Origin of the sequence: Glaciecola nitratireducens FR1064 (assembly GCF_000226565.1) — a bacterium.
Classification (GTDB): domain Bacteria; phylum Pseudomonadota; class Gammaproteobacteria; order Enterobacterales; family Alteromonadaceae; genus Glaciecola; species Glaciecola nitratireducens.
This window is the reverse complement of record NC_016041.1, coordinates 3627778-3651246: the sequence shown is the minus strand read 5'-3', so window position 1 is coordinate 3651246 and position 23469 is coordinate 3627778. Positions and strand designations below refer to the sequence as shown.

General features: G+C 41.7%; 20 protein-coding genes. 13 read left to right on the top strand and 7 right to left on the bottom strand.

Going from position 1 to position 23469, the window contains the following annotated elements; genetic code table 11:
- From GNIT_RS15490 to GNIT_RS15460, 7 genes are all read left to right on the top strand, one after another.
- Nucleotides 1-711 (top strand): ABC transporter permease subunit, encoded by a 711-nt coding sequence (locus GNIT_RS15490; RefSeq protein ID WP_014110230.1) that lies wholly within the window; start codon nt 1-3, stop codon nt 709-711.
- Nucleotides 711-2384: a GldG family protein gene (locus tag GNIT_RS15485; RefSeq protein ID WP_014110229.1), complete on the top strand. Its 1674-nt coding sequence runs from the start codon at nt 711-713 to the stop codon at nt 2382-2384. Before GNIT_RS15490 ends, GNIT_RS15485 begins: the two co-directional genes overlap by 1 nt.
- Nucleotides 2385-2536: 152 nt before the next feature.
- Nucleotides 2537-3025 (top strand): YcxB family protein, encoded by a 489-nt coding sequence (locus GNIT_RS15480; RefSeq protein ID WP_014110228.1) that lies wholly within the window; start codon nt 2537-2539, stop codon nt 3023-3025.
- A gap of 34 nt (nt 3026-3059) precedes the next feature.
- Entirely contained in the window at nt 3060-3656 is a 597-nt protein-coding gene (locus tag GNIT_RS15475) for a glutathione S-transferase family protein (protein ID WP_014110227.1), read from the top strand.
- A 179-nt stretch (nt 3657-3835) separates the two neighbouring features.
- Nucleotides 3836-4756, top strand: a complete 921-nt coding sequence (locus GNIT_RS15470; RefSeq protein ID WP_014110226.1) for a cation diffusion facilitator family transporter — start codon at nt 3836-3838, stop codon at nt 4754-4756.
- Between the two features lie 167 nt (nt 4757-4923).
- Nucleotides 4924-6483, top strand: coding sequence for a sensor histidine kinase (locus GNIT_RS15465; protein WP_014110225.1), 1560 nt, complete (start codon nt 4924-4926; stop codon nt 6481-6483).
- Nucleotides 6480-7157, top strand: a complete 678-nt coding sequence (locus GNIT_RS15460; RefSeq protein WP_014110224.1) for a response regulator transcription factor — start codon at nt 6480-6482, stop codon at nt 7155-7157. Before GNIT_RS15465 ends, GNIT_RS15460 begins: the two co-directional genes overlap by 4 nt.
- Nucleotides 7158-7190: 33 nt before the next feature.
- Here GNIT_RS15460 and GNIT_RS15455 read toward each other — a convergent pair whose 3' ends face one another.
- On the bottom strand, nt 7191-8069 hold the full coding sequence (locus GNIT_RS15455; RefSeq protein WP_014110223.1) for a delta-class carbonic anhydrase: 879 nt from the start codon (nt 8067-8069) through the stop codon (nt 7191-7193).
- 159 nt (nt 8070-8228) lie between these two features.
- A complete protein-coding gene (locus GNIT_RS15450) occupies nt 8229-8900 on the bottom strand; it encodes an OmpW family outer membrane protein (protein ID WP_014110222.1) in 672 nt (223 codons plus the stop codon).
- Nucleotides 8901-9253: 353 nt separating this feature from the next.
- Here GNIT_RS15450 and GNIT_RS15440 point away from each other — a divergent pair, with 353 nt between their 5' ends.
- Complete coding sequence (locus GNIT_RS15440) at nt 9254-11377, top strand: sensor domain-containing protein (RefSeq protein ID WP_014110220.1); 2124 nt, start codon at nt 9254-9256, stop codon at nt 11375-11377.
- 78 nt (nt 11378-11455) lie between these two features.
- Here GNIT_RS15440 and GNIT_RS15435 read toward each other — a convergent pair whose 3' ends face one another.
- Nucleotides 11456-12736 (bottom strand): Xaa-Pro dipeptidase, encoded by a 1281-nt coding sequence (locus tag GNIT_RS15435; RefSeq protein WP_014110219.1) that lies wholly within the window; start codon nt 12734-12736, stop codon nt 11456-11458.
- A gap of 264 nt (nt 12737-13000) precedes the next feature.
- On the opposite strand from GNIT_RS15435, the gene GNIT_RS15430 reads away from it, so the two are divergent.
- Nucleotides 13001-13453 carry an aldolase/citrate lyase/malate synthase family protein gene (locus GNIT_RS15430; protein ID WP_014110218.1) on the top strand — a complete coding sequence of 151 codons (453 nt, stop codon included), beginning with the start codon at nt 13001-13003 and terminating at the stop codon, nt 13451-13453.
- Between the two features lie 8 nt (nt 13454-13461).
- On the opposite strand, the gene GNIT_RS15425 is transcribed toward GNIT_RS15430, so the two are convergent.
- A complete protein-coding gene (locus GNIT_RS15425) occupies nt 13462-14394 on the bottom strand; it encodes a LysR family transcriptional regulator (protein WP_014110217.1) in 933 nt (310 codons plus the stop codon).
- Nucleotides 14395-14513: 119 nt separating this feature from the next.
- Between GNIT_RS15425 and GNIT_RS15420 the strand changes: the two genes are divergently transcribed.
- The 4 genes from GNIT_RS15420 (at nt 14514) to GNIT_RS15405 (ending at nt 18477) form a co-directional block, all read left to right on the top strand.
- Nucleotides 14514-15212, top strand: coding sequence for a type 1 glutamine amidotransferase domain-containing protein (locus GNIT_RS15420; RefSeq protein ID WP_041246468.1), 699 nt, complete (start codon nt 14514-14516; stop codon nt 15210-15212).
- Between the two features lie 48 nt (nt 15213-15260).
- Complete coding sequence (locus tag GNIT_RS15415) at nt 15261-16418, top strand: iron-containing alcohol dehydrogenase (RefSeq protein WP_014110215.1); 1158 nt, start codon at nt 15261-15263, stop codon at nt 16416-16418.
- 368 nt (nt 16419-16786) lie between these two features.
- On the top strand, nt 16787-17773 hold the full coding sequence (gene acuI, locus GNIT_RS15410; protein WP_014110214.1) for an acrylyl-CoA reductase (NADPH): 987 nt from the start codon (nt 16787-16789) through the stop codon (nt 17771-17773).
- Nucleotides 17774-17841: 68 nt separating this feature from the next.
- A complete protein-coding gene (locus tag GNIT_RS15405) occupies nt 17842-18477 on the top strand; it encodes a DNA-J related domain-containing protein (protein WP_014110213.1) in 636 nt (211 codons plus the stop codon).
- Nucleotides 18478-18595: 118 nt separating this feature from the next.
- On the opposite strand, the gene GNIT_RS15400 is transcribed toward GNIT_RS15405, so the two are convergent.
- The 3 genes from GNIT_RS15400 to GNIT_RS15390 all read right to left on the bottom strand — a co-directional run bounded on the left by GNIT_RS15400 (nt 18596) and on the right by GNIT_RS15390 (nt 23426).
- Nucleotides 18596-19798 carry a lipase family protein gene (locus GNIT_RS15400; protein ID WP_014110212.1) on the bottom strand — a complete coding sequence of 401 codons (1203 nt, stop codon included), beginning with the start codon at nt 19796-19798 and terminating at the stop codon, nt 18596-18598.
- A gap of 369 nt (nt 19799-20167) precedes the next feature.
- Nucleotides 20168-22627, bottom strand: coding sequence for a two-component system response regulator (locus GNIT_RS15395; protein WP_014110211.1), 2460 nt, complete (start codon nt 22625-22627; stop codon nt 20168-20170).
- A 130-nt stretch (nt 22628-22757) separates the two neighbouring features.
- Nucleotides 22758-23426, bottom strand: coding sequence for a GDSL-type esterase/lipase family protein (locus GNIT_RS15390; protein WP_014110210.1), 669 nt, complete (start codon nt 23424-23426; stop codon nt 22758-22760).
- Nucleotides 23427-23469: the final 43 nt, after the last annotated feature.

Genomic DNA, 23469 nt, shown 5'->3' with positions numbered 1-23469 from the left:
ATGAATAAAACCTTCGCAATAGTAAAAAAAGAACTACACAGCTATTTTAGTTCTCCCATCGCATACATTATTTTAATAGCGACGCTGTCGCTGTTTAACGCCTTCTTTTTTCTCATTATTGACCAGAATCACGAAGCGTCGCTGCGGGATATGTTCATACTGATGGAATTTATGTTCGTATTCTTAATTCCGCTGCTAACAATGAGAATGTTTTCAGAGGAAAAAGCCAACGGTACGATGGAGTTTTTACTGACATCACCTCTGAGCCTTAGCATGATTGTTTTAGGTAAGTATCTGAGCATGTTAATTTTCTACTCATTGTTAATCGGCATGACCCTTATTTACTATTTTATTTTAGAGTATTTTGGCAACCCGGACGCCGCGAGTATTTTTTATGGCTATGTTGGGATATGGCTGGAAGGCGCTTTTTTTATTGCCGTTGGTTTACTAGTTTCGTCGTGGACTCGTAATCAAATAATTGCCGCACTGGTGTCCTACGCCGTGATATTTTCATTGTACTTTTCAACTAGCTTTACGAAGTATTTCACTGGGTCGACTGAGTCCTTTTTCATACAATTGAGCACTCGCACGCACTTAGAGAATTTTGCAGTGGGCATTATTACGCCTAGCAACATTACCTATTATCTAACGGGGATAATTCTCTGCTTAGTGTTAACCCGGTTAAGCATCGACAACAGGCTGTGGCAATAATGATTAAATCAATCCTTAGTTCGCGCTCAGTTTCGCGAGCTTCACCACCAATCCTTTTCGGACTATCGCTTATTGGTCTGGCGCTAGGTGCCTCGCTTTTTTATATCGAACAACAGCTGTCCTTTTTAGCGCTAGCTTTGCTTATCAGCAGTGGGCTTTTACTTATTGTTATCATCGTCGTGACCCTTGCATATCGGTTTCGAGCAACAACGTCAGAACTAGAACTACCGCGTAGCGACAAGGTGCAGTTGCTACCAAAACAGTGGAAGAAGTTGGGCGTTATCATTGCAATTGCTGTTACTAGCGTCACGTTTATTGGCCTCAGTAATTATCTGGCTGCCAATTCTGAATTAAGGTGGGATGTTACAAAAGGCAAGCAGCATACCCTGTCGGCAAACACGATCGAGTTTCTTGGTGCATTAGAACGAGAGGTTCAGCTCACGGCTTTTTTCGTGGGAACACCGCCAAAATATTTACAGGATTTATTTAAAGAATACGAAAGAACGTCAAATGGTTTTGTGACTACTGAGATTATTGACCCTATTGAGCAAGTAGCTTACGCCGCGAAGTTTGGTAATGTGATCAATAGCCAAGAACAGAAAGTCATTGTGCAGTCTGGGATCAACCGAAAAGATGTCGATTTTAGCCAAAACCCGTTATCTGAAGAGCTTTTGACCAATGCGATAGCGAGTGCGAGTCGAGTAGAAAAGACCGTTTACTTCCTTACGGGGCACGGCGAATATTCAACGGGGAATGAGGACAATACGGGTTTATCTAAATTCGCTCAGTTACTTACCGACAACAATATTATTAGTAAACCATTGATGCTGGGCATTAGTCAGTCTATTCCTGAAGACTGCGATGTATTAATTATCGCTGGCCCGAAAAGTGAATTAAGCAAAAACGAAGAAGCATTAATTGAAGCTTATTTGTTAGCAGGTGGAGATGCCTTATTTTTAATTGAACACACGTTTGTTACCACACCGGATAAAACTCTAAGCGCTGAGCAATTAACCAAGAACCCTGATTTGAATTCAATCTTGAATCAGTGGGGACTGAATGTTGAAGCGGATATCGTTGTTGATATAACTAACTATGTGGGTGAAGATGTTGGTAGCCCGGCAACCAAAAACTATCAACGCCACAAAGCCATTACTGAGGGTTTGGATTACACCTTTTATATTCGTCCTCGTTCAATCACCCTGCTGGAAAAGCGCAGCCCAAACATAAAGCATGCAGTGATTGCGTCAACGGCATCGACAACAAACAGTTGGGCAGAAACCAATCGCAATTTAGAGATACGCTTTGATAAAGGAGCAGATACCGCAGGTCCTGTTCCGTTCTCGTATGTTGTTATTGATGAAAAAAACGCTGCCAACATCAAAAGCGGAAAAACCTCAGACACGCGATTAATCGTATTCACGGACGCAGATTTTTTAACCAACGTTTACATCGACCAATACAGCAACGCACAAATGGGGCTGAATGTAGTGAACTGGCTGTTAGAGCTCGATTACAAAGCATTTATTGGTGATAAGAAAATGACGGTTGAGCGCTTAGATTTAACCAGCAAGCAAAAGCGACAGGTTATCGTTATTCTCTTTTTCATGCCTTTCAGCTTTCTGATTTTAGGACTCGTGATGTGGTTGCGAAATAGGGAGCTGCAGGGGTGAATTTTGCCGCGCACTGTTGAAGCTTTGACTCTGAAAGTTAGATTATAATTTCTGTCAGCATCGTTTAATTCTGCGTGATTGCTCAGGAAAAACAATTGTCTAACTAGGTAAATTGTCGTTACACTAGGGTTTTAACATTATCGTAAAGTGTAATGCCCACGCCATTTCATTATTCAACTTCATATACATTAGACAAAAGTCATTTTTCTGAAACTTTTGATGAATCTATCGTCGAAGTTAACTCTATTAAAGCGTACGCAAAATCTATTGGATTAATGCTAGTAGGCTTCGCAATTGTCTATTTTACCGATTTAGCCCCTTATTTCGCCTGGTTTATCGTTGTTTTAGGCATTGTTGAAGCATTAAGCATTTATTTTAAAAGGTCCTGGTGGTTGGCTAGACAAATGATCAGTCAGGCAGCGAATACTAAGCTAACCCTGACCATTGACGAGGATGCTATTCGCAGCACTTCGCAATCAGTTGAAAGCCAAATTTCATGGGAGGAAATCACCAAAATAGAAAAAACAAAACAAGGATGGTTGCTTTACCACCCCTCGGGAAGAAATTATTTATCAGGACGATGCCTGTCTGATGAAGCGAATGAATTTATTAGTTCACAGGCTTTATCGAAAGCTCAATAGCAGTTATCAGGAACATTAGCCATTAGGAATAGCCATGAAAATTTACGGCGATATACAATCTGGAAATTGCTACAAAGTTAAATTGCTATGTGCTTTATTGGATATAGAACACGAATGGGTTCATGTGGATATCCTTGCAGGTGAAAATTGCACTCCCGCATTTCTAGCAAAAAACCTAAATGGTAAAATCCCATTGCTCGAGTTAGTTGATGGTCGCTGTATTTCTGAATCAAATGCCATTTTGAATTTTTTGGCATCTGAGAGTGATTTACTTCCCAAGGACAATTATCAACTTGCCAAGGTTCAACAATGGCAGTTCTTCGAGCAATACAGCCATGAGCCTTTTATCGCAGTGGCACGTTTCATTGCAAAATATCTTGGCTTGCCAGAAACTCGTCGTACTGATTACGAATCAAAACAAGTGGGCGGCAATAAGGCTCTTGCAGTTATGGAGGCTCAACTAATAGAAACGCCTTATTTGACGGGTGAGAAATTAACCACTGCTGACATCGCACTTTATGGCTACACCCATGTAGCCCATGAAGGCGGTTTTGAGCTGTCTAAATATCCCGCCATTCAATCGTGGCTTCGCAGAATCGCATCTCATCCTAAGTATCTTGGTATGAACTAAATGCCATATAACATGCCTGTCAGTTGACGAAACCTCAGCTGTTTATTAACGCGAAAACCGTGAAAATATAGGCTTCAACGGGCTGCCAAAAACAGCTAAAAATTTATTTTTAAAATCACTATCTAATTCTAAAAAGTGGAGTACACTCCGCGAATTATCACCTATATTTTTTCTTTACAATGGCTATTGGTTTTCACGAAATACAAGAAAAACGTTTATTAAAAGTGTCATTTTATATGGCAGGTTTGTTCGTTTTTGTCGCATTAGGATTTGCACTTGTAACGCATTCCGGCGCTATCTTGTTTGACGGTATTTATTCTCTTATTGCTTTCTTTATGGCTTTGCTCACGCTCAAGGTTGCTAACCTTGTTCAGTTGCCCGACGACGACCGTTTTCATTTTGGCTACACGGCTATTGAACCGACCCTTAATTTATTCAAGTCGCTGATTATTATTGCAACCTGTTTGTACGCAGTCGTTGGTTCAATCAATAGTTTAATGACAGGGGGCAATTCCGCGGAGTATGGCTTAGCTATGATTTATGGTGCATTTGCAACGGTAGGTTGCTTTGCGGTATCTGGCTATATGACGCATCAAGGTAAAAATTTACGATCAGATTTGGTTGGTGTTGACGCGCATACTTGGTTTGTAGACGGTGTGCTCAGTGCTTCAATCCTATTAGGTTTTGCATTAGCATACTTTATTGAGCAAACAAGCTTTGCCTCCTACGCCCCCTTTGTTGACCCAATACTGTTAGTTTTGTTAGGAAGCGCAATTTTACCTATACCCGTTAAAATCATGCTCGATAGTTTGAAAGAAGTGATACACAAGGCCCCGCCCGAGGCTGTCACCGCTGTTATTGAGAAAAAGCTGAAGCAAACGCTTACATCGGTGCCGTATGAACACATCGAGGTGCGCATCAGTAAAAGTGGAAGAGATCTATACTTGTTAGTGCATATTATTGTTGATGAATCGTTTTCGGTAGCCACTATCAGCGAGCTTGATGACATTCGTAAAAATTGCGAAGCCGCAATGCGTGAATGGGATCCTTCAATTATTATGGATATTCTGTTTATTAAGGATCCGGCCTTAGCAGGTTAGATTCGAACTACTGAAGTAGCAACGCTGCAAAAAGTATGAGAGTAGCAAATACCTACAGATCAAATGGGTGCGCTCACGGCGAATTAGATTGAGCGCTTATTTGGTCTATTGCTAAGACCAACGCGTATGTGTAATCTAATTAACAATTTCAGCAAAATTAGATAAGCATGTATAAGCGCAAACTTTTTTACTTCGGGCTCACCACCGCTTTTATTCTATTTCTAGCACTCATCAGCACCGCTATATCCGCACATTTAACTCGTGAAAACTTGCAGCAAAGTAACATTGCGCAATCCTTGTTGATTGAGCATGAAAAACTGTCGAGTATTTCCTATAGATTATTCAAGCAACTGACCGATGAGATTATATTTGGACGCAATGCTAACCAAGCTTATGTGCGAAAAAAGCAAAAGTTGATTCAAGAATCAGTAGCGCAAATTAGGTTACTGGAACTGGAGCAGCGCAATGCGCTTGGTATATCGTTTACGCAGGGAAGTGTCGAAGACACGGATGAACTAGTGCGATTGTTAGACGAGATCATTGCTGAGTTTGAAGAGGTTGTTATCAGCAATAATCAGGCTCCTTTGAATCAACAAGAGCAGCTTCGTCGTTTACTTGAAGTTACGATTGATGACCAGTTCAGGGAAGCTATAAACTCAGCGGTCGCGCGCCAAAGTCGCGTGGTGGCGTCAATAAATGCGCGCATCGATACTCTAAATACGACAATTGTTTGGTTCACTATGAGCTTAGGTTCGTTGTCGCTCCCGTTAATACTTTATGGATGCTATTGGCTATTCAATCAGTTATATCAGCCACTTATTTTAATTACTAATGCAACTAATGCGATTGCTTCTGGACACTTTCAGCAGCCTATATCAGTAACTTTGGATGATGAATTTAAGGAGCTTGCAACGTCTATTAATCAACTCGCCCAGCGTCTACAAGAGCATGAAAATAATGAGGACGCGTTAAGAAAGCATTTAGAGCTAGAGGTTAAACAGCGCACCAGTGAGTTAACCGAAGCTAACCTCCAACTGACAAAAGTTGATTCCCGACGTCGTCAGTTTATCGCGGATGTATCGCATGAGTTACGTACACCCTTAACGATCATTAGAGGCGAAGCGCAAGTAACACTGAGAATGCATTCGGCGTCGGCGGAGGATTTTAATCAAACCTTAGTGTCGATACTTGAACAAGCGGTAAATCTGAGTAGGTTGGTGGATGATCTTTTATTGCTTACCAGAGCTGAAATGAATCAGCTGAATTTAGAGATGACTTCCGTGCAAATAGCACCCATGCTAGCGTCAGAAGTAACGAAGTGGGAAAAGCACGAGCCAAATCGCACTATTGCATTGCATGTACCCAATGCACCAGATGAAATTATCGCCATGATAGATAAGCAACGCATTCAGCAAGTGCTTTCTATTTTGCTAGATAATGCGACAAAATACTCAAAACTCAACCAGCCAATAGAAATTGCACTAGAAAAGTCAGATACGTGCATTACCATCGCTATTAAAGACTCCGGTGAGGGAATTTCAGCAGCCGAAGTAGATAATATTTTTGAGCGCTTCGTTCGTTTCAGTAAACATAACGAAGGCTTAGGTTTAGGTTTGCCTATTGCTAAGGTTATTGTTGAGGCTCATGGTGGCCGTATTTCGGTAGAATCATCTCAAGGGCAAGGTTCTATATTCTCAATTATGTTACCTATTGGAAGCATCTCATGAACATCTTATTAGCCGATGATGAAAAGCCATTATTAAATTTTTTATTACGCGGTTTACGTGCAGAAGGCTTCGAGTGCACTAGCTTAAATGAGTTGCATGAAGTACTGCCTTTCATCAAGAAAAACACCCCGCAACTAGTGGTATTAGATAGGTTGTTTGGGTCACAAGATAGTTTATCCATTCTTGAATCTATTAAAGCTCTGCCCAATCCTCCCATGGTGCTTATGTTGACCGCGCTGGATGAGGTATCTGAGCGTGTTAAAGGTTTAGAAATGGGCGCCGACGATTACCTTTGTAAACCTTTTGATTTTGATGAACTACTCGCTCGCATTACCGCCTTGAGACGTCGAATGAGTGCGCCTCAGCAAGCTAGTCAAAATACAATAAAGCTGGGCAACTTAGAACTGGCTCTGCAAGAGCGTATTGTTTCAGTCAATGGCGAAGAATTAGCATTAACGAAAATTGAGTTTGAATTATTGTTATATTTTGCGGAAAATCAAAATAAAGTGTTATCGCGGGAGCGTATTCTGAGCCGCGTTTGGCAAACCTATAGCGACCCAAACACGAATATTATTGACGTTTATGTTAGCAGGCTTAGAAAGAAAATAGAAAGAGAGCCGAGGCTCTCTATTCAAACATTACGCGGCAATGGATACCGCTTAGCATTAAAATAATGCGACCCACTCAAAATGGGTCGCATTGATTTTTTACTTAATAAGTGGTGATAATAACTTTGGATTTTTCACTAAGTTACGAACGCCATGAGCATGGTCTTCGTTGAACACGTTATCGTTACACCATTCACCCACGCTGTTGATGTCAACAACCGCAACTTCAGGTCTAACACTCCAAGTCACCTGTAATGGAGATGCTTTTTCGTTATATGACGGTCCAGTTGTTGAACCTAAATACTGAACCGGCACACCCATGTTAGTCGGTACATTTGGTGCTTGATAATAACCATTCACTTGCTCGATTTCTGCTAGATCATCGAACTCCATCGCATTCTCATCGTTGGCAAGAACAATGACCTGTCCTTCAACGCGTAAACCCGGGTTCATAGTGCTATCTGCTAAGCATGCACCCAGCGTTGGGCCTGGCTTTACATCTGCTGATGAGTATACAAAGTGTACTTCTAAGGTATCACCAGACTGTAAAGGGTCACCTTTCGCAGCACATATTTGGCTGCTCACTGGCTTCATTTGTGCTGCTGATAACTTGCCGTTGTATTTGTAACCCGTATTTTTTCCTTTGCCGTCGCCGTTACCAGCAAAAGTAGTAAATTCTCCGCCTTTATGTTCTGCGTTTTTATGAAAATGGATGTTACACAGGTTAAGATCGCTGCGATTTGGCGCGATACCAAAATTACGTAAATTAGTGCCGTAGTCTTGGTCGATATCACGCGGTGACTGAGGGCCATAACCCTTACCATTTGTGTTCTTTTCGAGAGCGTCATCCTGCGCCGCAACAAAACTATCAGCTACTGACTGCGCATTGGCAGCAACGGTAGATAACATCAATGTTGAAACGGCAATAGCGACAGCAGTTGTTCTCACAGTCATTCTTTTAATATTATTAGTCTTCATATTTTATTCCTCTTTGCAAAGCCGTGAACAGCAGTTATTGATCATGTATGCAAACTGTGTTCAATTTTAGTTTGTTGTTTTTGTATGAGTTTGCCAGCTGATTTATCAATCTTGGCAAAATAGTCAGTATTACTTGAGCTCGTTTAGTAGGTGCATGGTTTAAAACCGATACCCAAGCGAGATCGTGTAAACCCATGGATCAATTTCTATAGAATCTATTCGACCTTCTGCACCATTGAGCTTGAAGCTAGCTTCAGTGTCGATGTCGATGTAGCGAACGGAGCCATTTACGAACCAGTTTTCGTCTACCAAGTAGTCTACTCCCAGCTGCGCGGCCAAACCGAAGGAGTTATCTAGTGACAAGTCTTGTAAGCCAATTGCACTGTTTTGCGAGGTAAATTCCTCATCAAAAAACAATGTGTAGTTTACACCGACCCCTGCGTAAGGCTTGAAGCTGCTGTCGCCGGTCTTGAAGTAATAATTAACACTGACCGTTGGTGGTAAATGAGTTACCTCGGCAAGTTGATTGCCCGTACCTAAAGGATCTGGAACCCCGAAGTTGACGTCATGCTTAAACGGTGTTGCGGCGAGCACTTCAATATTCATATTGTTTGTAAAAAAGTAAGCGAAATTTAAACCAAGTTGGGTATTATTATCCACGCCTACGTTGACCCCGAGGTCACTGCCTACAATAATATTAGAGGACGATTCATTTGGACTTACAGTCGCCAGTCCAGCTCTTACGAGTATGTCTCCTTTTTCAAAAGCTACTGTTGTTTGTGACGCAAATAAAGTAGTCAGCGCTACCGACACAACACCTAATTTTTTCATCATACACCTGTCGTAGTAAGTTAGTGGGTGTAGTCTATCGATCGTATCTAAAAAAGACTTTGCGGGAATGTTAAAATTAGATTAAAAAATTTAGAGATATCGCACGATTGACTCGAAACGTTAATGTTGTAGAAGCAACTAAGAAAACGAATTGGATTTGAAGCTTTTGTGTTTTTAAACGAAACTTCAAATTGCAAAAAATCAAGATTAGTTGTAAGGTTTTAAAGGCAATGTTGACGGTGTAGCTGTTATCTTCTGGCAGCGCGAACTCAACTTCAGTATTAAAATAGTTTTTGCTTACGGCAATATTCTTTTGTATGTCTTGCATGAATTATTTCAAAAGGAGTTTGGTAATGGAGTTTGAGCAGAACAATAGTAAAGCTTCGTTAAGCCAATCAAAAGAGCATCCTCAAGATATGGAGATGTATCTCCACGCTATTTTCAATAACACGGGTGACCCAATATTTGTAAAAGATGAAGACTTTAAGTTTATCTTGGTCAACGACGCCTGCTGTCGCTTCTTTGGTTTGTCTCGAGATGAAATAATAGGCTCAACTCTGGCCGAAAGCTTTCCATCAGAAGAAATGGAAGGTTTTTTTTCTATTGATAGAAAGGTGTTAGAGGAAGGAAAAGAGATTTTATCTGAAGAAACGCTCTCCTCTGCTAAAATTGGCAGTAAAAGAGTGCTGACAAGGAAGAATCGATTTGTGGACCACAACGGTAAGTTTTTTATAGTTGGTGTCGTTCATGATATTACGCAACGCCAGAAGACAGAAGAAAAGCTAAAACGCGCCGCTAGTGTTTTTATCCACGCACATGAGGGAATCATGATCACGGATGCCTCTGCCGCTATTACCGAAGTGAATGATTCATTCAGTCGTATTACCGGTTATAGTTCCGAGGAAGTTCTGGGGCATAACCCAAGAATTTTTCAATCCGGACGCCACTTACCTGAATTCTATACTGAAATGTGGGGAAAGCTAATAGCACAAGGCTATTGGGAAGGAGAAATATGGAATCGCCGCAAAAATGGTGAAATTTATCCATCCATGTTGACTATCAGCGCTGTGAAAAACCAAGCCGACGAAATTCAACACTACGTGTCATTATATTCCGACATTACATCAATCAAGGAGTATCAAAATCAGCTTGAGCATATTGCTCATTTCGACCTACTCACAAATTTGCCAAATCGGGTGCTTCTAGCAGATCGTTTGTCGCAAGCAATGTTGCAGTGTCAGCGTCACCAACAATCACTGGCGGTTGTATTTGTAGACTTAGATGGCTTTAAGCAGGTAAATGATACTAATGGCCATGATGTAGGTGATGAACTGTTAATTGCGATTTCTGTTCGCATGAAAGAAGCCTTGCGTGAAGGTGATAGCTTAGCCCGCATTGGCGGCGATGAATTTGTTGCTGTACTGGCAGATTTATCTTCTATTGACAATGCTGAGCCCATATTAAAGCGATTGTTGTTAGCGGCATCAAAACCCGTCACTGTCGATGGTTTGATATTAAAGGTATCCGCAAGCATTGGCGTGACTTTTTACCCACAAGATGATGTTGATGCTGACCAGCTGATGCGCCATGCTGATCAAGCTATGTATGCAGCTAAAGAGGCAGGCAAGAATCGCTATTGTTTTTTTGATACAGACCGAGATAATGCTTTTAGGGTTCAGCAAGAAAGCTTAGAAGCCATTCATAGCGGCATTGATAATCATCAATTCGTGCTGCATTACCAACCTAAAGTGAATATGCGGGAAGGGAAAGTAATAGGTGTCGAGGCGCTCATTCGTTGGCAACATCCAAAGCGAGGCCTATTGGACCCAATTGAGTTCATGCATGCCTTTGAAAATAACAGTACCAGCGTGAAGATGGGCGAGTGGGTTATTGATAAAGCGCTAGCTCAAATTAGCCAATGGCAAAAAATAGGACTAAACCTTCCTGTAAGCACAAGCGTCAACATTGCAGCAGCACAATTGCAACAGCCTGATTTTGTAAATAGTTTAGTGACACTGCTAGCTACACATCCAGATGTTGATCCGAGCTTCTTGCAGCTAGAGGTAATGGAAACGAATGCTTTATATGATGTAAACCGTGTATCAGCCATTATGAACGGTTGCATGGCATTGGGCGTTAACTTTGCATTGGATGATTTTGGCACGGGATATTCGCCCCTCATCTATCTTAGAAAACTGCCGGCGAGTACGATTAAGATAGATAAGAGTTTTGTACAAAATATGCTGTCGGATAAAGACGATTTGGCCATAGTTGAAGGCGTGATAGCGCTAGCCAAGTCTTTTAAGCGAGATGTTATAGCGGAGGGCGTTGAAACTATCCAACATGGCACAGTGTTGATGCAACTAGGCTGCAACTTGGCACAAGGCTTTGGTATAGCTCGGCCTATGCCTGCTGCGGACATTCCTGCTTGGGTATCTAATTGGAAAGCCGATGAATCTTGGCTAGGGGTAAAATAAACTAGCGAGCTTGTATTGGCCTTTTTAAGCGTCGGAGGCCTTCATCTCAAATGAAGACCTCTATGTGAAATTATCTATTTATTGCTTATAAATAACGCCATTTTTCATGACAAACGAAACGCTTTCTAACACTGAAATATCTTCCAAAGGGTTACTTTTTACTGCAACAATGTCTGCTAAAAACCCCTCTTTTATTTGGCCAAGTTCAGCCTCTTGCTTAAGTAGCGTTGCACTATTAATAGTAGCTGCTTGTATAGCTTGCAGAGGAGTCATACCGAAGCGGACCATGCGCGAAAACTGTTTGCCGTTATCGCCATGAGGATAAATAGCTGCGTCGGAACCAAACACCATCTTAACGCCAGCCTTAACGGCTTTCGTGAAACTGTCGCGTTGCGCCTTTGACACTAACTTTTCCTTATTGATGTTTTCTTCAGGAACGCCGTTAGCCTCACCAAACGCGAGTGTGTATTCCGTGTTATAAATGTCGCATGAAAAGTAAGTGCCCATTTTCAGGGCTAATTCAATTGCTTCATCGTCTAAAAAGCTGCAGTGCTCAATTGAGTCAATTCCTGCGCGAATGGCTGCTTTAATACCGCTGGTGCCATGGGCATGAGCAGCGGCAACTAAACCACGCATATGTGCTTCTTCTACGGCAGCGGCAATTTCTTGTTCGGTCAGTTGTTGAATACCTACTTTTGTGCCTTTTGAAAATACGCCGCCGGTAGCACAAACTTTAATGGTATTGGCTCCGTACTTGATATTTTCACGTACTTTAGCTCTCACAGCCCAAGGACCATCAGCTACCCCTGTCGATTTACTCTGCGCTTCAGGTGGAGAGAAGTTATCGTCGCAGTGACCACCCGTAACGCCTACCGAATATCCGGCGGCCCAAATTCTTGGCCCAGGAATTTCTCCTGCATTAATACCGTCTCGAACGCCAATAACGGAGTAACCTTTAGCGCCTAAGTTTCTTACTGTCGTGAAACCGGCCAGTAGCGTTATTTCTGCGTTTTTCACCGCTTTTACTGTTACTCGTGGGACTGAGTTGCCTTTAGCGGCTAGAAAGTTATCTTCTGCGTCGCTGCTTAGGTGCACGTGCATATCCATTAAGCCGGGAACTAAGGTCATCCCAGTCAAGTCGACTACTTTGGCGTTTTTCGCGTTGATATCGCCTTGTTGACTTACCTTAATGATTCTATTTTCTTCAACAAGAACAGATACATTTTTCACTAACTTACCTGTTTCTACGTTGAGTAATGCGTCAGCGTTAATAAGTGTTTGTTGAGCGATTGCTTGATTGTTCAAAGCCATTAAAAAGGTAAGAGCCGTAAACCAGCAACAAATCTTTGTTGTTTTCATTTGAATTCCTGATTGAAAGAGTCGAGGTGCGTCGAAGTGTTATGTTTTGGTGTTAGGTTTCAACATTATGTCTTAAGATTAAACCTATTGTCGAGTGCAATTGCGAAGGCCAAAGGAATGAATATTAATGCACGTCTTTAATTGACTACTTTTTGTAAAATTTACTGTGTGTAATTTCCTTTGTGAAATTAATCATAAAATTACGCTATGCTCAACGAACTGAAGTAAAAAAGCTATATATCGAGACACAACGGAGACTATATTATGAATATGCCAATCGCTAACGCCAATCGCTTAGAAATTCAAAAGCAATCATTTGCACCAGAGCTAGTGACTCCTTTTAACGAAATGGCTCAGCATGCAACTTCAGATGTGCTTAACAACACCCTTAAGCCAAGTGAGATGTTAGACCAACACTTTGCACTGCAAAACGGCTCACATAAAGACGTGAAACAATACGTTGTGTATTTCCGCCACATAATGGCATTTTTTGCAGATGGCAGTCACTGTGGCTTGGATAAGCCAAAACAGTTTGTTGCGTTTTTAGGGTGTAAAGAAAGCCCAGAATCAATAGTGCTAAAAGAAAACAACGTGCATATCGAACTAGTGCTTAATACCCGCAATGGCATTAGCCAAGATGGAGCGGCTACTCGCATTGAAATTCCGACGCAAAGTACCTTCACGTCAACTATTGATGATGACTATTTTGTTGCCTAGTAAGAAATTTAGCGCCTACCATTTGGCATCACATTTGGTGTTTGGCGCTCAATTTTGATGAAGTATGCTTTTAAATAATCGAGCAGCAGGCGCAGCTTCTTTGAAGTAGCACTGCCTGGGGGGAATACGCCATAAATATCGATATCTTTAAGCTTATAGTCCTCCAAAACAAGCTCTAAACTACCGGCTTGAATTTTAGGTCTGGCGTCGTACACTGGGATCCTACCTAAGCCATGACCACCCTCAATAAACGCAGTGCGTGCGGCTGCATTATTGGTGCTGATACCGCCTTTTACTGCAACGCTATATGAAAGACTACCCTTTGTTAGTTCAACTGCTCCCGACGTCATTTTATACACGACCCAATCGTGCTGCTGCAGGTCGGCGGGAACCATCGGGCGACCTCGTTTCTTAAAATAATCAGGCGAGCCGCACAAGCAGGTTTCTAGGGTCGAAAGCTTAAGCGCCTGTAAACCCGAGTCGGGCAGTGGCGCACCACGAATCGCGAGATCAATACCTTCTTGCAAGATATTCACAACTTCGTCGCTCAACATGACATCAAGCTCTATTTTAGGATATAGGCGGCGAAAGTTATTGAGTGCCGGTACTACCATTTGTAAACCGACATTCACTGGACATGTGACTTTCAGCAGGCCTTCAGGTTCGTTTTTCAGGTTTTCAATTTGCTGATTTGCCGTGGTAGCTCGCTCAGCAATAATTCGACAAGATTGGTAATACTCCGCACCTGCTTCAGTTAATGAAATCGATCGAGTTGAGCGATTGAGCAGTTTCACTCCAAGCTGTGATTCTAGCTTTTTAATGTGATAACTCACTACTGCGCGCGACAAGCCGACATGTTTCGCAGCCGCCGTGAAGTTGCCTTGCTCCACAACTTGGGCAAAGACCACCATACTTTTGAGTTGTTCAAAATGTAAATTCATAAGGCATCATAGCAAATATTGTATCAATAATTAAAACAATGTTGTTCATTTAGTGTGTATTGTTAGAAAACATCTTAAGGTTTAGACTTGTTGTACTTAAAATAAATGAGAGAAAGATAATGAATTCACAAACTACAACCAAGCACATCTTAATGGTATTAACGTCACATGCAGAACTCGGCAATACTGGTGAAAAGACAGGTTTCTGGGTAGAAGAATTTGCAGCACCATACTATGCCTTCATTGATGCGGGTATGAAAGTGAGCTTAGTTTCTCCAGCAGGCGGTCAGCCCCCAGTCGACCCAAAGAGTGAACAAGAAGATTTTCAAACGCCATCAACCAAGCGTTTCGATGAAGATAACAAAGCAAAAGATTTAGTGGCTAATACACTTAAGCTTGCAGAGGTCGACGCCGCGGATTACGATGCCGTTTTCTATCCTGGTGGTCATGGACCAATGTGGGATCTTACTGAAAACGCCGTGTCAATTTCACTAATTGAAAGCTTTATTACTGCCAATAAGCCTATCGCTGCGGTATGTCACGCACCGTCGGCATTTTTGAATGTTAAGGACGCTTCCGGCGAGTATTTTGTTAAAGACAAAGCGGTAACAGGCTTTACGAATGGTGAAGAAGAAGCCGTTCAGTTAACCGATATTGTACCTTTCTTACTAGAAGATGAATTGATTAAGCGAGGCGGTAAATATCAAAAAGTTGACGATTGGAACGCTTTTGCAATTCAAGACGGCCTATTAATTACCGGACAAAACCCTGCAAGTTCAGAACTAGCTGCAAAAAAATTATTGGCAGCCTTGGCATAATATTGTCTTCTCAGTTAAACAATCGACATATTTTCAGGAAAAATATTAATGTTAAAGTTTAGTTTTCAAAACACGACTCAAATCCTTTTTGGTGAAGGTCAAATAGCATCAGTGAGTAAGCAGATCCCAAGTGATGCGAAAGTGTTAGTTACTTACGGTGGTGGTTCAATCAAAAGTAACGGCGTTTACGACCAAGTTGCCGCAGCATTATCTAAGCACACTTGGTTTGAATTTTCGGGCATAGAGCCAAATCCAAGCTATGAAACGTTGATGAAGGCACAAGATATTATCAAACAAAATGATATCGACTTCATTCTAGCGGTTGGCGGTGGCTCGGTGGTCGACGGCTCTAAGTTTATCGCTGCAGCAGCCTTGTTCGAAGGTGATGATCCTTGGGATATCGTGAGCAAACAAGCACGCATTCGCAAAGCCTTACCACTAGCATGCGTATTGACACTACCAGCAACAGGATCTGAGTCGAATACGGGTGCAGTAGTTACCCGTGATGGAAATAAACTGCCTTTCCATAGCCCGCTTGTTCGTCCTATATTTGCTGTTCTTGATCCAGCAGTGACATTGTCATTGTCAGAGCGTCAAATTGGCAACGGTGTTGTAGATGCTTTTGTTCATACCATGGAGCAATACCTTACTTATAGCGTGAATGCGAAAGTACAAGACCGTTTCGCTGAAGGGCTATTGCTTACCTTAATTGAAGAAGGACCAAAAGCACTCTCGCCAGAAACCTCGAAAGACTTAGAAGTTCGCGGCAATATTATGTGGGCAGCTACGATGGCACTGAATGGTTTAATTGGTGCGGGCGTACCGCAAGATTGGGCAACTCATATGATTGGCCATGAATTAACGGGCACCCACGGTATTGACCATGCACGTACTCTATCTATAGTGTTACCTGGCGTGATGAAAGTATGCAAAGAAGCCAAGCGTGGAAAATTGTTGCAGTATGCTGAGCGTATTTGGAACGTAAGCGATGGGGATGAAGATTCACGCATCAATCGTGCTATTGAATTAACAGAACAATTTTTCGATACCATGCAGGTGCCAACGCGTCTGTCTCAAGTTGATTTAGGTGCGGCTGATATTGATTTACTAATCGAAAAGTTAACGCAGCACGGAATGTTGAAATTGGGCGAACATGGAGATGTGACTCCCGATGTTAGCCGTGAAATATTAACGGCGGCGCTGTGATCCAAGGTTTGTAACAGAAGGCTTTAAGTAATTTAGCCTGAAGTATTCGCAATGAAAGACTAATTGCCAGCGGAAGTTCAAGAAGCGTCCGCTGGCTTTCTAAGACAATAGTAGTAAATAGCACACTTCGAGAATATAAAGCGTTTAGCTGTAGCCCCTGCTGTGACTCAACTTGCTAGATAAACAGAATTACTCCTAGCGTTAATATTAATAACATCCCATCTTCTGCGTATTGCGATAACCAAGCGCAGGCTCTACTATTTTATCCTATACTCATTATTTGCGGCTGCATAAGCGGGTTCAACTGCCGAGCGGCGATGCATATCAAATTTTACATTCATTCCTCAATATAAAGGTGAATAACGATTATGTTTAAAGGTATTTTAATAGACAAAGTTGACGATAAATACACGGTCCAACTGCAAGATATTGACGACGCAGTTTTACCTGAAGGCGATGTCGATATTGACGTAATGTACAGCACATTGAACTATAAAGACGGCTTGGCGATCACAGGTAAAAGCCCCGTTGTGCGTCGCTTTCCTATGATACCAGGAATAGATTTGGTGGGTACTGTTACTAAATCTACTGCAAATAATTTTAGCGCAGGTGATACGGTTCTGCTTAATGGCTTTGGTGTAGGAGAAACACACTGCGGCGGTTTGGCTCAGAAAGCCCGCTTGAAAAGCGAGTGGCTTATTTCTCTGCCAAGCGGCATGACCCCAGAGCATGCAATGGCAATTGGTACTGCAGGTTATACCGCAATGCTGTGTGTTATTGCACTAGAGAAAAATGGTGTCACCCCTGAGTCTGGCGAAATATTAGTGACCGGTGCAAATGGCGGAGTTGGAAGTTTTGCTATTACTATACTTTCAAAACTTGGCTACAAAGTTGTTGCATCGACTGGCCGAATGAATGAAACCGATTATTTAACCAAGTTAGGTGCAAGTGAAGTCATTGATCGTAATACACTGTCTGAGCCTGGCAAGCCTATGGTCAGAGAACGTTGGGCTGGGGCCGTCGACTCCGTTGGAAGTCATACCTTAGCCAATGTATGTGCTAGTACTAAATATGGCGGCACAGTCGCTGCGTGTGGCCTTGCCCAAGGCATGGACTTTCCTGCTAGTGTTGCGCCTTTCATTTTGCGAGGAATTACGCTTAATGGCATAGATAGCGTTATGCGTCCTATTGCGGATAGAGTTGAAGCTTGGGAGCGATTAGCTAACATCCTAACGCCAGAAGATTTTGCAGATATCTCTACCTTTATCGGTCTTGGTAAAGTGATCGAGACGGCAGAGCAACTGCTTGAAGGCAAGGTAAGAGGGCGAGTCGTAGTTGATGTCAACAAAAGCTAGATTGTCCGACAGTTTATTTGTGTGTTAGCCTTTAGGCTGGATTTTAGGATTGATCAGTCGAGTCAACTTTGCCCAATAAACATGACGAACTTCAGGTTCTGTTGCAAGACATTTTAAGCACTTTCAAAGCTCAATTTATTGAGGGAGTAAGTGAGTTTGAGATAATAACGCAGCTAAAGAAGCCGCCTTATTCGTTGTTTGACGATAATGCGCTGCGTGACCCGCTCATGTTATTCCAGACTCATTTTGTGCTATTTCACTCCTTATATCATTTGCGTAACGAGTGGAGAGCACAGAGTATCGGTGAGTTGAACATCGGTGCAACGCTAATTAAGCTACAGCCTACATTGTCGTTTGATGCCGCTTTGCAAGTAGCAGATCCGCTGGGTGATTATTATCTTGATTGGAACAACTTTAGCGCCACCGATGAGGCTGGCGTTGAAGATTTGCTTAACCGCTTTTGGCAGGCAATGGCGGGTGGGGACATGCAATACTGCGTTTCGCAAGAAGCGCTAAACGAGGCAAGCTTCGCCCTTCAAATTGACTCGCTTGAAGGTTTGTCTTTAATCCAACTCAAACAACAATATCGAAAGTTACAGCATGCAAACCATCCAGACAAAGGCGGGAGCGTAGAAGATTCGCAGCGAGTGTTGCAAGCTTATACAACGCTGCATAAATATATATCTAATAAACAAAGCCAATAAAAAATAAAGCTCGTAGGAAGCATCTATAAGCTATTTGTTGTGACTCTAATTAAGTTAGAAAGCTTATTGGTCATACTTCTTGTGTTAAATATTTCTATGTAATCTAAAATACTCCCAGTTAAGTCGGATCCTTTTTATCCCTTGCTTTGTTTTTCGCGGCTGCTGTTTTTGTTGCTGCAGCCTTTACTTTAGATGTGGGTTGTGTGGCGATATATTCATCCATCTGCTTGCGGTTACGCTTAAATGCAATGATCATGAGTTTTTTGCTATACACTGATATCGAATGATCTGACAGTAGGTTCGACCAAGGCAATGATTTATAGATAAGCGCTTTCATTCTATATAAAAAGCTGACGGTGTAGAGTACCTTCACATCGTCAAAATCACCCGGAGCACAATTGCTCAAGTAACGCATGTTTCCTGCATGAATGTAGCCTCCAAACTTACTTTTTAGCCACGTTGAAATGGCGTATCCCGGCCCGGGGATCAGTTTGAAAAAAAATGTTGAAATTGATATCAAAACATCACCTGGTGGTAACATAGTGACGCAGTCCGCCGCATTGACTAAGCGGTGTATAGGAGTTTTGATGTTGTTGATCCAGTCGTCGTTCCCTACTCTTGGAGAACCAAATGTATAGCAAGCTGCCAAGCCGCCTTTGTGATGCGTGAATTTAGTGGCTACTGTCGCCAATGCGCCGCCAAGGCTATGACCAGTTATATACAGTGGTTTTTTGTTTAGCTCTGGTTTATCAATCGCTATTTCAATATCCTGGCGAATTAAGTTGTACGCCGAATAAAAACCTCGGTGGATCATCCCTTGTGTTTCACATTTAATGATATTTGCGTCGGCGTCGGCCTTAATGTCTCTCAAGCTGTCTGTTTCAGTTCCCCTAAAGGCGAGCACTAAGTAGTCTTTGTGTTCCACCAACATCGCCTGTGAACCTTGGCAATCGAAGGTATCAATAACTTTAAATTCTAATTGTGCTAGTTGATATTCAAGGATTTTTTTTGCTTCTTCAGGATCATGAGACAATTTATCTCGCAGCATATTCAATATGCTGAAACCGTCCTTTTTTTCCATTTTATTAAACGTGTCAATAAGATACTTTTTAATATATTCAGATTTGAATTGTTTGTCATCACGAATGCCTTTAGTGACGGCAAATAAGGGATTGAACTTCACGTACACTACCTCTGACATAACAGCCATGATCCAAGCTGTCCTATCACTGTATGCTTGTCGATAAGTAGGTAAGCATAAGCTAATAATTTTTAATGCGTCTTCCTGCTCTGCAATGGATTTAAAGTAGCTTGTTGTCATAACCATCTCCCTTTTAGATTAGGTGGGTTTAACTCTAGTCCACTGGCAAACTGGAATAGAAAAATGCGTTTAGTTTTTTCACATGGCTCCTATCTAAATTGGTAAAGAACTCCAGACTTGGCGCCAAAAAATCGAACATCTGTCAGGGACACAGGCATGCAGGCACTTAAGCTCTAGGGATGGGGTGCTTTGCTAAAAATAACAAATTATCTCAGGTAGTATCCGACAATGAATACTAAGCGTAGATCTATGTTCGCTTTGATTAAAAAACATACACCCACAATGTGATAAATACAAGTGTTATCAATGAACACATTTACTCAGAACACGTCTGCTTAGCTTGGTTAAAGTGAGTTTAGTTACTACTTTTTAGGGTTTTATAAATCGTGATGTAGCTAAAATTCGAGAAGTCTCTTCTCTAGAAACGGGGCGTCCAAAATAATAACCTTGAAGGATGTCACAGCCTAAATCACTCAGTAAGTCAGCGTGTCTTTTAGTTTCAACACCTTCTGCAATTAAGTTAATTTCAAGATTCTTAGCGAGGGTAATTATTGTTTGAATAATCGTAATATCGATTTTCTCTTCAAACATATTTCTGACGAAACTCTGATCTATTTTAAGCACATCAAGCGCATACTTCTTGATATATGAAAGGCTCGAATAACCGGTGCCAAAATCGTCTATTGATATTTTTATGCCAAGCTTTTTAAGCTCATTAAAGGTCGTGAGTGAATGCTCGTCATTTAAAAGCACCGATTCTGTAATCTCGAGTTCAAGGAATTCCGGCTCAATTCCAGTGTCAATTATTACTTTGTTCACAGTTTCTATCAATTGAGAAGTAAATTGCACAGGAGATACATTTACTGAAACATGCAGTTTAGGATATTGCTTTTGCCATTCTACAGTTTGCGCACAAGCCTGCTTTAAAAGTGACTCGCCCAAGGGAATGATTAACTTTGTTTCTTCAGTAAGGGGTATAAAAGCGTCAGGGAAAATCATGCTGCCATCTTTTTGAGGCCAGCGAGCCAAAGCTTCGAAGCCGAGTATCTCTGACGTCTTCGCATCCACTTTAGGTTGATAGAACAATATTATTTCATCGTTCTTTATAGCCTCCTGAAGTTTGGCTATTTGCTGTTGCTGCTGTTTAGCTTTTAATTCTAATTCTTTAGAGAAAAAACTGATGCTGTCTTTTCCTATTCGCTTCGCTTCATGCATCGCGGTGTGAGCTTTTTGATATAGCTGATGTACGTCATCACAATCCACAGGATACATGCTAACACCGATACAAAGTGTCAGGTCGAAAGCAAACTCTTTGGTTTTCCATCGCTGGGCAAAGTCAGATTTAATTCGGGTGCAAAACTCAGCGATGTTAACGTTATCCGAAATCTTCGGCAATATCACGACAAATTCGTCTCCGCCCTGACGGCTAATGGTATCGTAACTTCTCAGTATTAATCCGAGTAATTTCGCGACACGTTGCAACACTTTGTCACCAACGACATAGCCGTGTTTATCATTGACCTGCTGAAAGCGGTCAATGTTAATCATCAGCATGGCTACTGCGCAATTGTTTCTGTGGGCATCCTTAATTGCTTGTGAACCTCGATCCATTAGCAATGTTCGATTAGGCAGCCCAGTGAGCGCATCATGATTAGATAGATGGAATATGCGTTGCTCGTCCTCGCGTTTTTGGGTGACGTCTCTAAACACAAGAACAGACCCAATTAATTCGTTATTTTCATCGAAAACAGGTGATGCTGAATCTTCAATTTCATATCGTCTTCCATTCTCACTCACTAACATTGAGTCGGCGTAAGGATTGGTTTTACAACGCTCACTAAGGGCATAATTGACGGGACTGACTAGTCGCTCATTGGTATTTTTGTCGACTAAATGTATGGCGGTATCAATATTCTGGAGCATGAGCACGTTAGAGCTTAATCCGATCAGGCGCTCTGCGGCGGAGTTTGCATAAGTAATTCTGCCCATGGTATCTGTCGTGATCACGCCATCAATAACTGCAGTTAATGATTCAGTAAACTTACTTTTTTCCAGTTGCCACTCTTGGCCTGAAGTATTGTCGTCATCAATTTCAGTCATTATCATTAAAAAACCATCTTGGTTTTCAAATGCTCTCTCATCAATCAATGACACATGGACGCGTTTATTGCGGTTCTGATAATTTGTAAACGAAAATTCAAACGGCCCAGCTTTTTTAACTAGATTTGTATGAATGGCAGCGGCGATTGCATTGCCATCGCTATTGTTAAATAAAGATATTAGTGAATGCCCAACTATGTCGTTGGCGCTTTTATCGAACCATTTACCATCAACATCGTTGTTGTAGATATTAATGAGATCATATGACCAATAAGAAATGAAAATGTTACGTCGTGCAACAAACTTTGCTAATTCGTCATGTGCTTTACGCAACTGCCTTGTTTTGTTAATTAACGATAGGTGAGTGCGCACTCGTGCTTGAATTAACTCGTTGTTGATAGGTTTAGATATAAAGTCAACGCCGCCTTGGAAGAATGCTTCCAATTCGTTGCTAAATTGATCGTGCGCAGTAATAAAGATAATCGTTGCAGAATTAGTAATGGGGTTGGATTTTAGTTGCCGCGCTACTTCTAGTCCGTTTATATCGGGTAGTTCGATATCCAGTAGAATAATGTCTGGTTTATATTCTCTCGCTTTTACTAGCGCTATTTCGCCGTTTTCAGCACGAATGAACTTACCCATATGAGATACGGCATTTTCGATGATGTCTAAGAATATCCCCGTATCATCGACGGCTAGGATGGTGAATTCTTGATTATTAAAGTCCATTTTCATACTGCTTACAACGCGTCCTATTGATTATTAAAATGTAATAGTTTGACATAGCGAAAAAACCAGACTCCAAAGCAGAATATATCAGCTTGATAGCAGGCGTCAGCTGAATTTATTAAACTTTAGTCTATAATGTGCCTGTTTTTGCAAATGATCGCAATAACTTACCTAATGTTTTTCCCCAAATTTCGTACTGCAATGCGTTAGGATGAAGCAAGTCGGGCATTACTGTTTCGTGTAAAACACCATCTGCATCAAGAAAATTAGCGTTTATGTTGAACCAGATTACCGAATTATCATCTGCAAATGTTCGAATGATGTCATTAGTGGTATCGACGATTTTACGCATTCGCTTATGTTTATTTCTGCTGCGCGGAAATATAGCGGTTAACACAATTTTGCAGTTGGGGACTTTGTCGCGTATTAAACGGATAAGAGATTTTATGCCTGAAGCTATTTCTTCAGGTTTATCATGGCGGTGGCCAGCATTGTTTGTGCCAATAAGTAAAACCACAAACTTGGCGTTTACATTATCAAGCTCACCGTTCTGGATGCGCCATAAAGCGTGCTCTGTGCGATCACCCGCGTAGCCCAAATTCAATGTGCTTAAATGACTGAAATGAGCCTGCCAAGCCGATTTACCCTCAAGTTCCCATGCATGAACAATAGAGTCACCGATAAAAATGAGGTCAATGGGGTTTGCGCTTTTGGTTTTTTCAGCGAGTTTTTCAGTGTGGCGCTGTAACCACCATTCTTCACTTCGTTTTGTTGGGATACATGACAAAGGGATTTGCATGATAGTGTCTTTGACTATTGTTTAGATAATCTTGAAAAGCTCG

Bases quoted from the DNA above. Each gene is read 5' to 3' on its own strand.
- GNIT_RS15490 (WP_014110230.1), top strand. From the start codon at position 1: ATGAATAAAACCTTCGCAATAGTAAAAAAAGAACTACACAGCTATTTT.
- GNIT_RS15485 (WP_014110229.1), top strand. From the start codon at position 711: ATGATTAAATCAATCCTTAGTTCGCGCTCAGTTTCGCGAGCTTCACCA.
- GNIT_RS15480 (WP_014110228.1), top strand. From the start codon at position 2,537: ATGCCCACGCCATTTCATTATTCAACTTCATATACATTAGACAAAAGT.
- GNIT_RS15475 (WP_014110227.1), top strand. From the start codon at position 3,060: ATGAAAATTTACGGCGATATACAATCTGGAAATTGCTACAAAGTTAAA.
- GNIT_RS15470 (WP_014110226.1), top strand. From the start codon at position 3,836: ATGGCTATTGGTTTTCACGAAATACAAGAAAAACGTTTATTAAAAGTG.
- GNIT_RS15465 (WP_014110225.1), top strand. From the start codon at position 4,924: ATGTATAAGCGCAAACTTTTTTACTTCGGGCTCACCACCGCTTTTATT.
- GNIT_RS15460 (WP_014110224.1), top strand. From the start codon at position 6,480: ATGAACATCTTATTAGCCGATGATGAAAAGCCATTATTAAATTTTTTA.
- GNIT_RS15455 (WP_014110223.1), bottom strand. From the start codon at position 8,069: ATGAAGACTAATAATATTAAAAGAATGACTGTGAGAACAACTGCTGTC.
- GNIT_RS15450 (WP_014110222.1), bottom strand. From the start codon at position 8,900: ATGAAAAAATTAGGTGTTGTGTCGGTAGCGCTGACTACTTTATTTGCG.
- GNIT_RS15440 (WP_014110220.1), top strand. From the start codon at position 9,254: ATGGAGTTTGAGCAGAACAATAGTAAAGCTTCGTTAAGCCAATCAAAA.
- GNIT_RS15435 (WP_014110219.1), bottom strand. From the start codon at position 12,736: ATGAAAACAACAAAGATTTGTTGCTGGTTTACGGCTCTTACCTTTTTA.
- GNIT_RS15430 (WP_014110218.1), top strand. From the start codon at position 13,001: ATGAATATGCCAATCGCTAACGCCAATCGCTTAGAAATTCAAAAGCAA.
- GNIT_RS15425 (WP_014110217.1), bottom strand. From the start codon at position 14,394: ATGAATTTACATTTTGAACAACTCAAAAGTATGGTGGTCTTTGCCCAA.
- GNIT_RS15420 (WP_041246468.1), top strand. From the start codon at position 14,514: ATGAATTCACAAACTACAACCAAGCACATCTTAATGGTATTAACGTCA.
- GNIT_RS15415 (WP_014110215.1), top strand. From the start codon at position 15,261: ATGTTAAAGTTTAGTTTTCAAAACACGACTCAAATCCTTTTTGGTGAA.
- acuI (WP_014110214.1), top strand. From the start codon at position 16,787: ATGTTTAAAGGTATTTTAATAGACAAAGTTGACGATAAATACACGGTC.
- GNIT_RS15400 (WP_014110212.1), bottom strand. From the start codon at position 19,798: ATGACAACAAGCTACTTTAAATCCATTGCAGAGCAGGAAGACGCATTA.
- GNIT_RS15395 (WP_014110211.1), bottom strand. From the start codon at position 22,627: ATGGACTTTAATAATCAAGAATTCACCATCCTAGCCGTCGATGATACG.
- GNIT_RS15390 (WP_014110210.1), bottom strand. From the start codon at position 23,426: ATGCAAATCCCTTTGTCATGTATCCCAACAAAACGAAGTGAAGAATGG.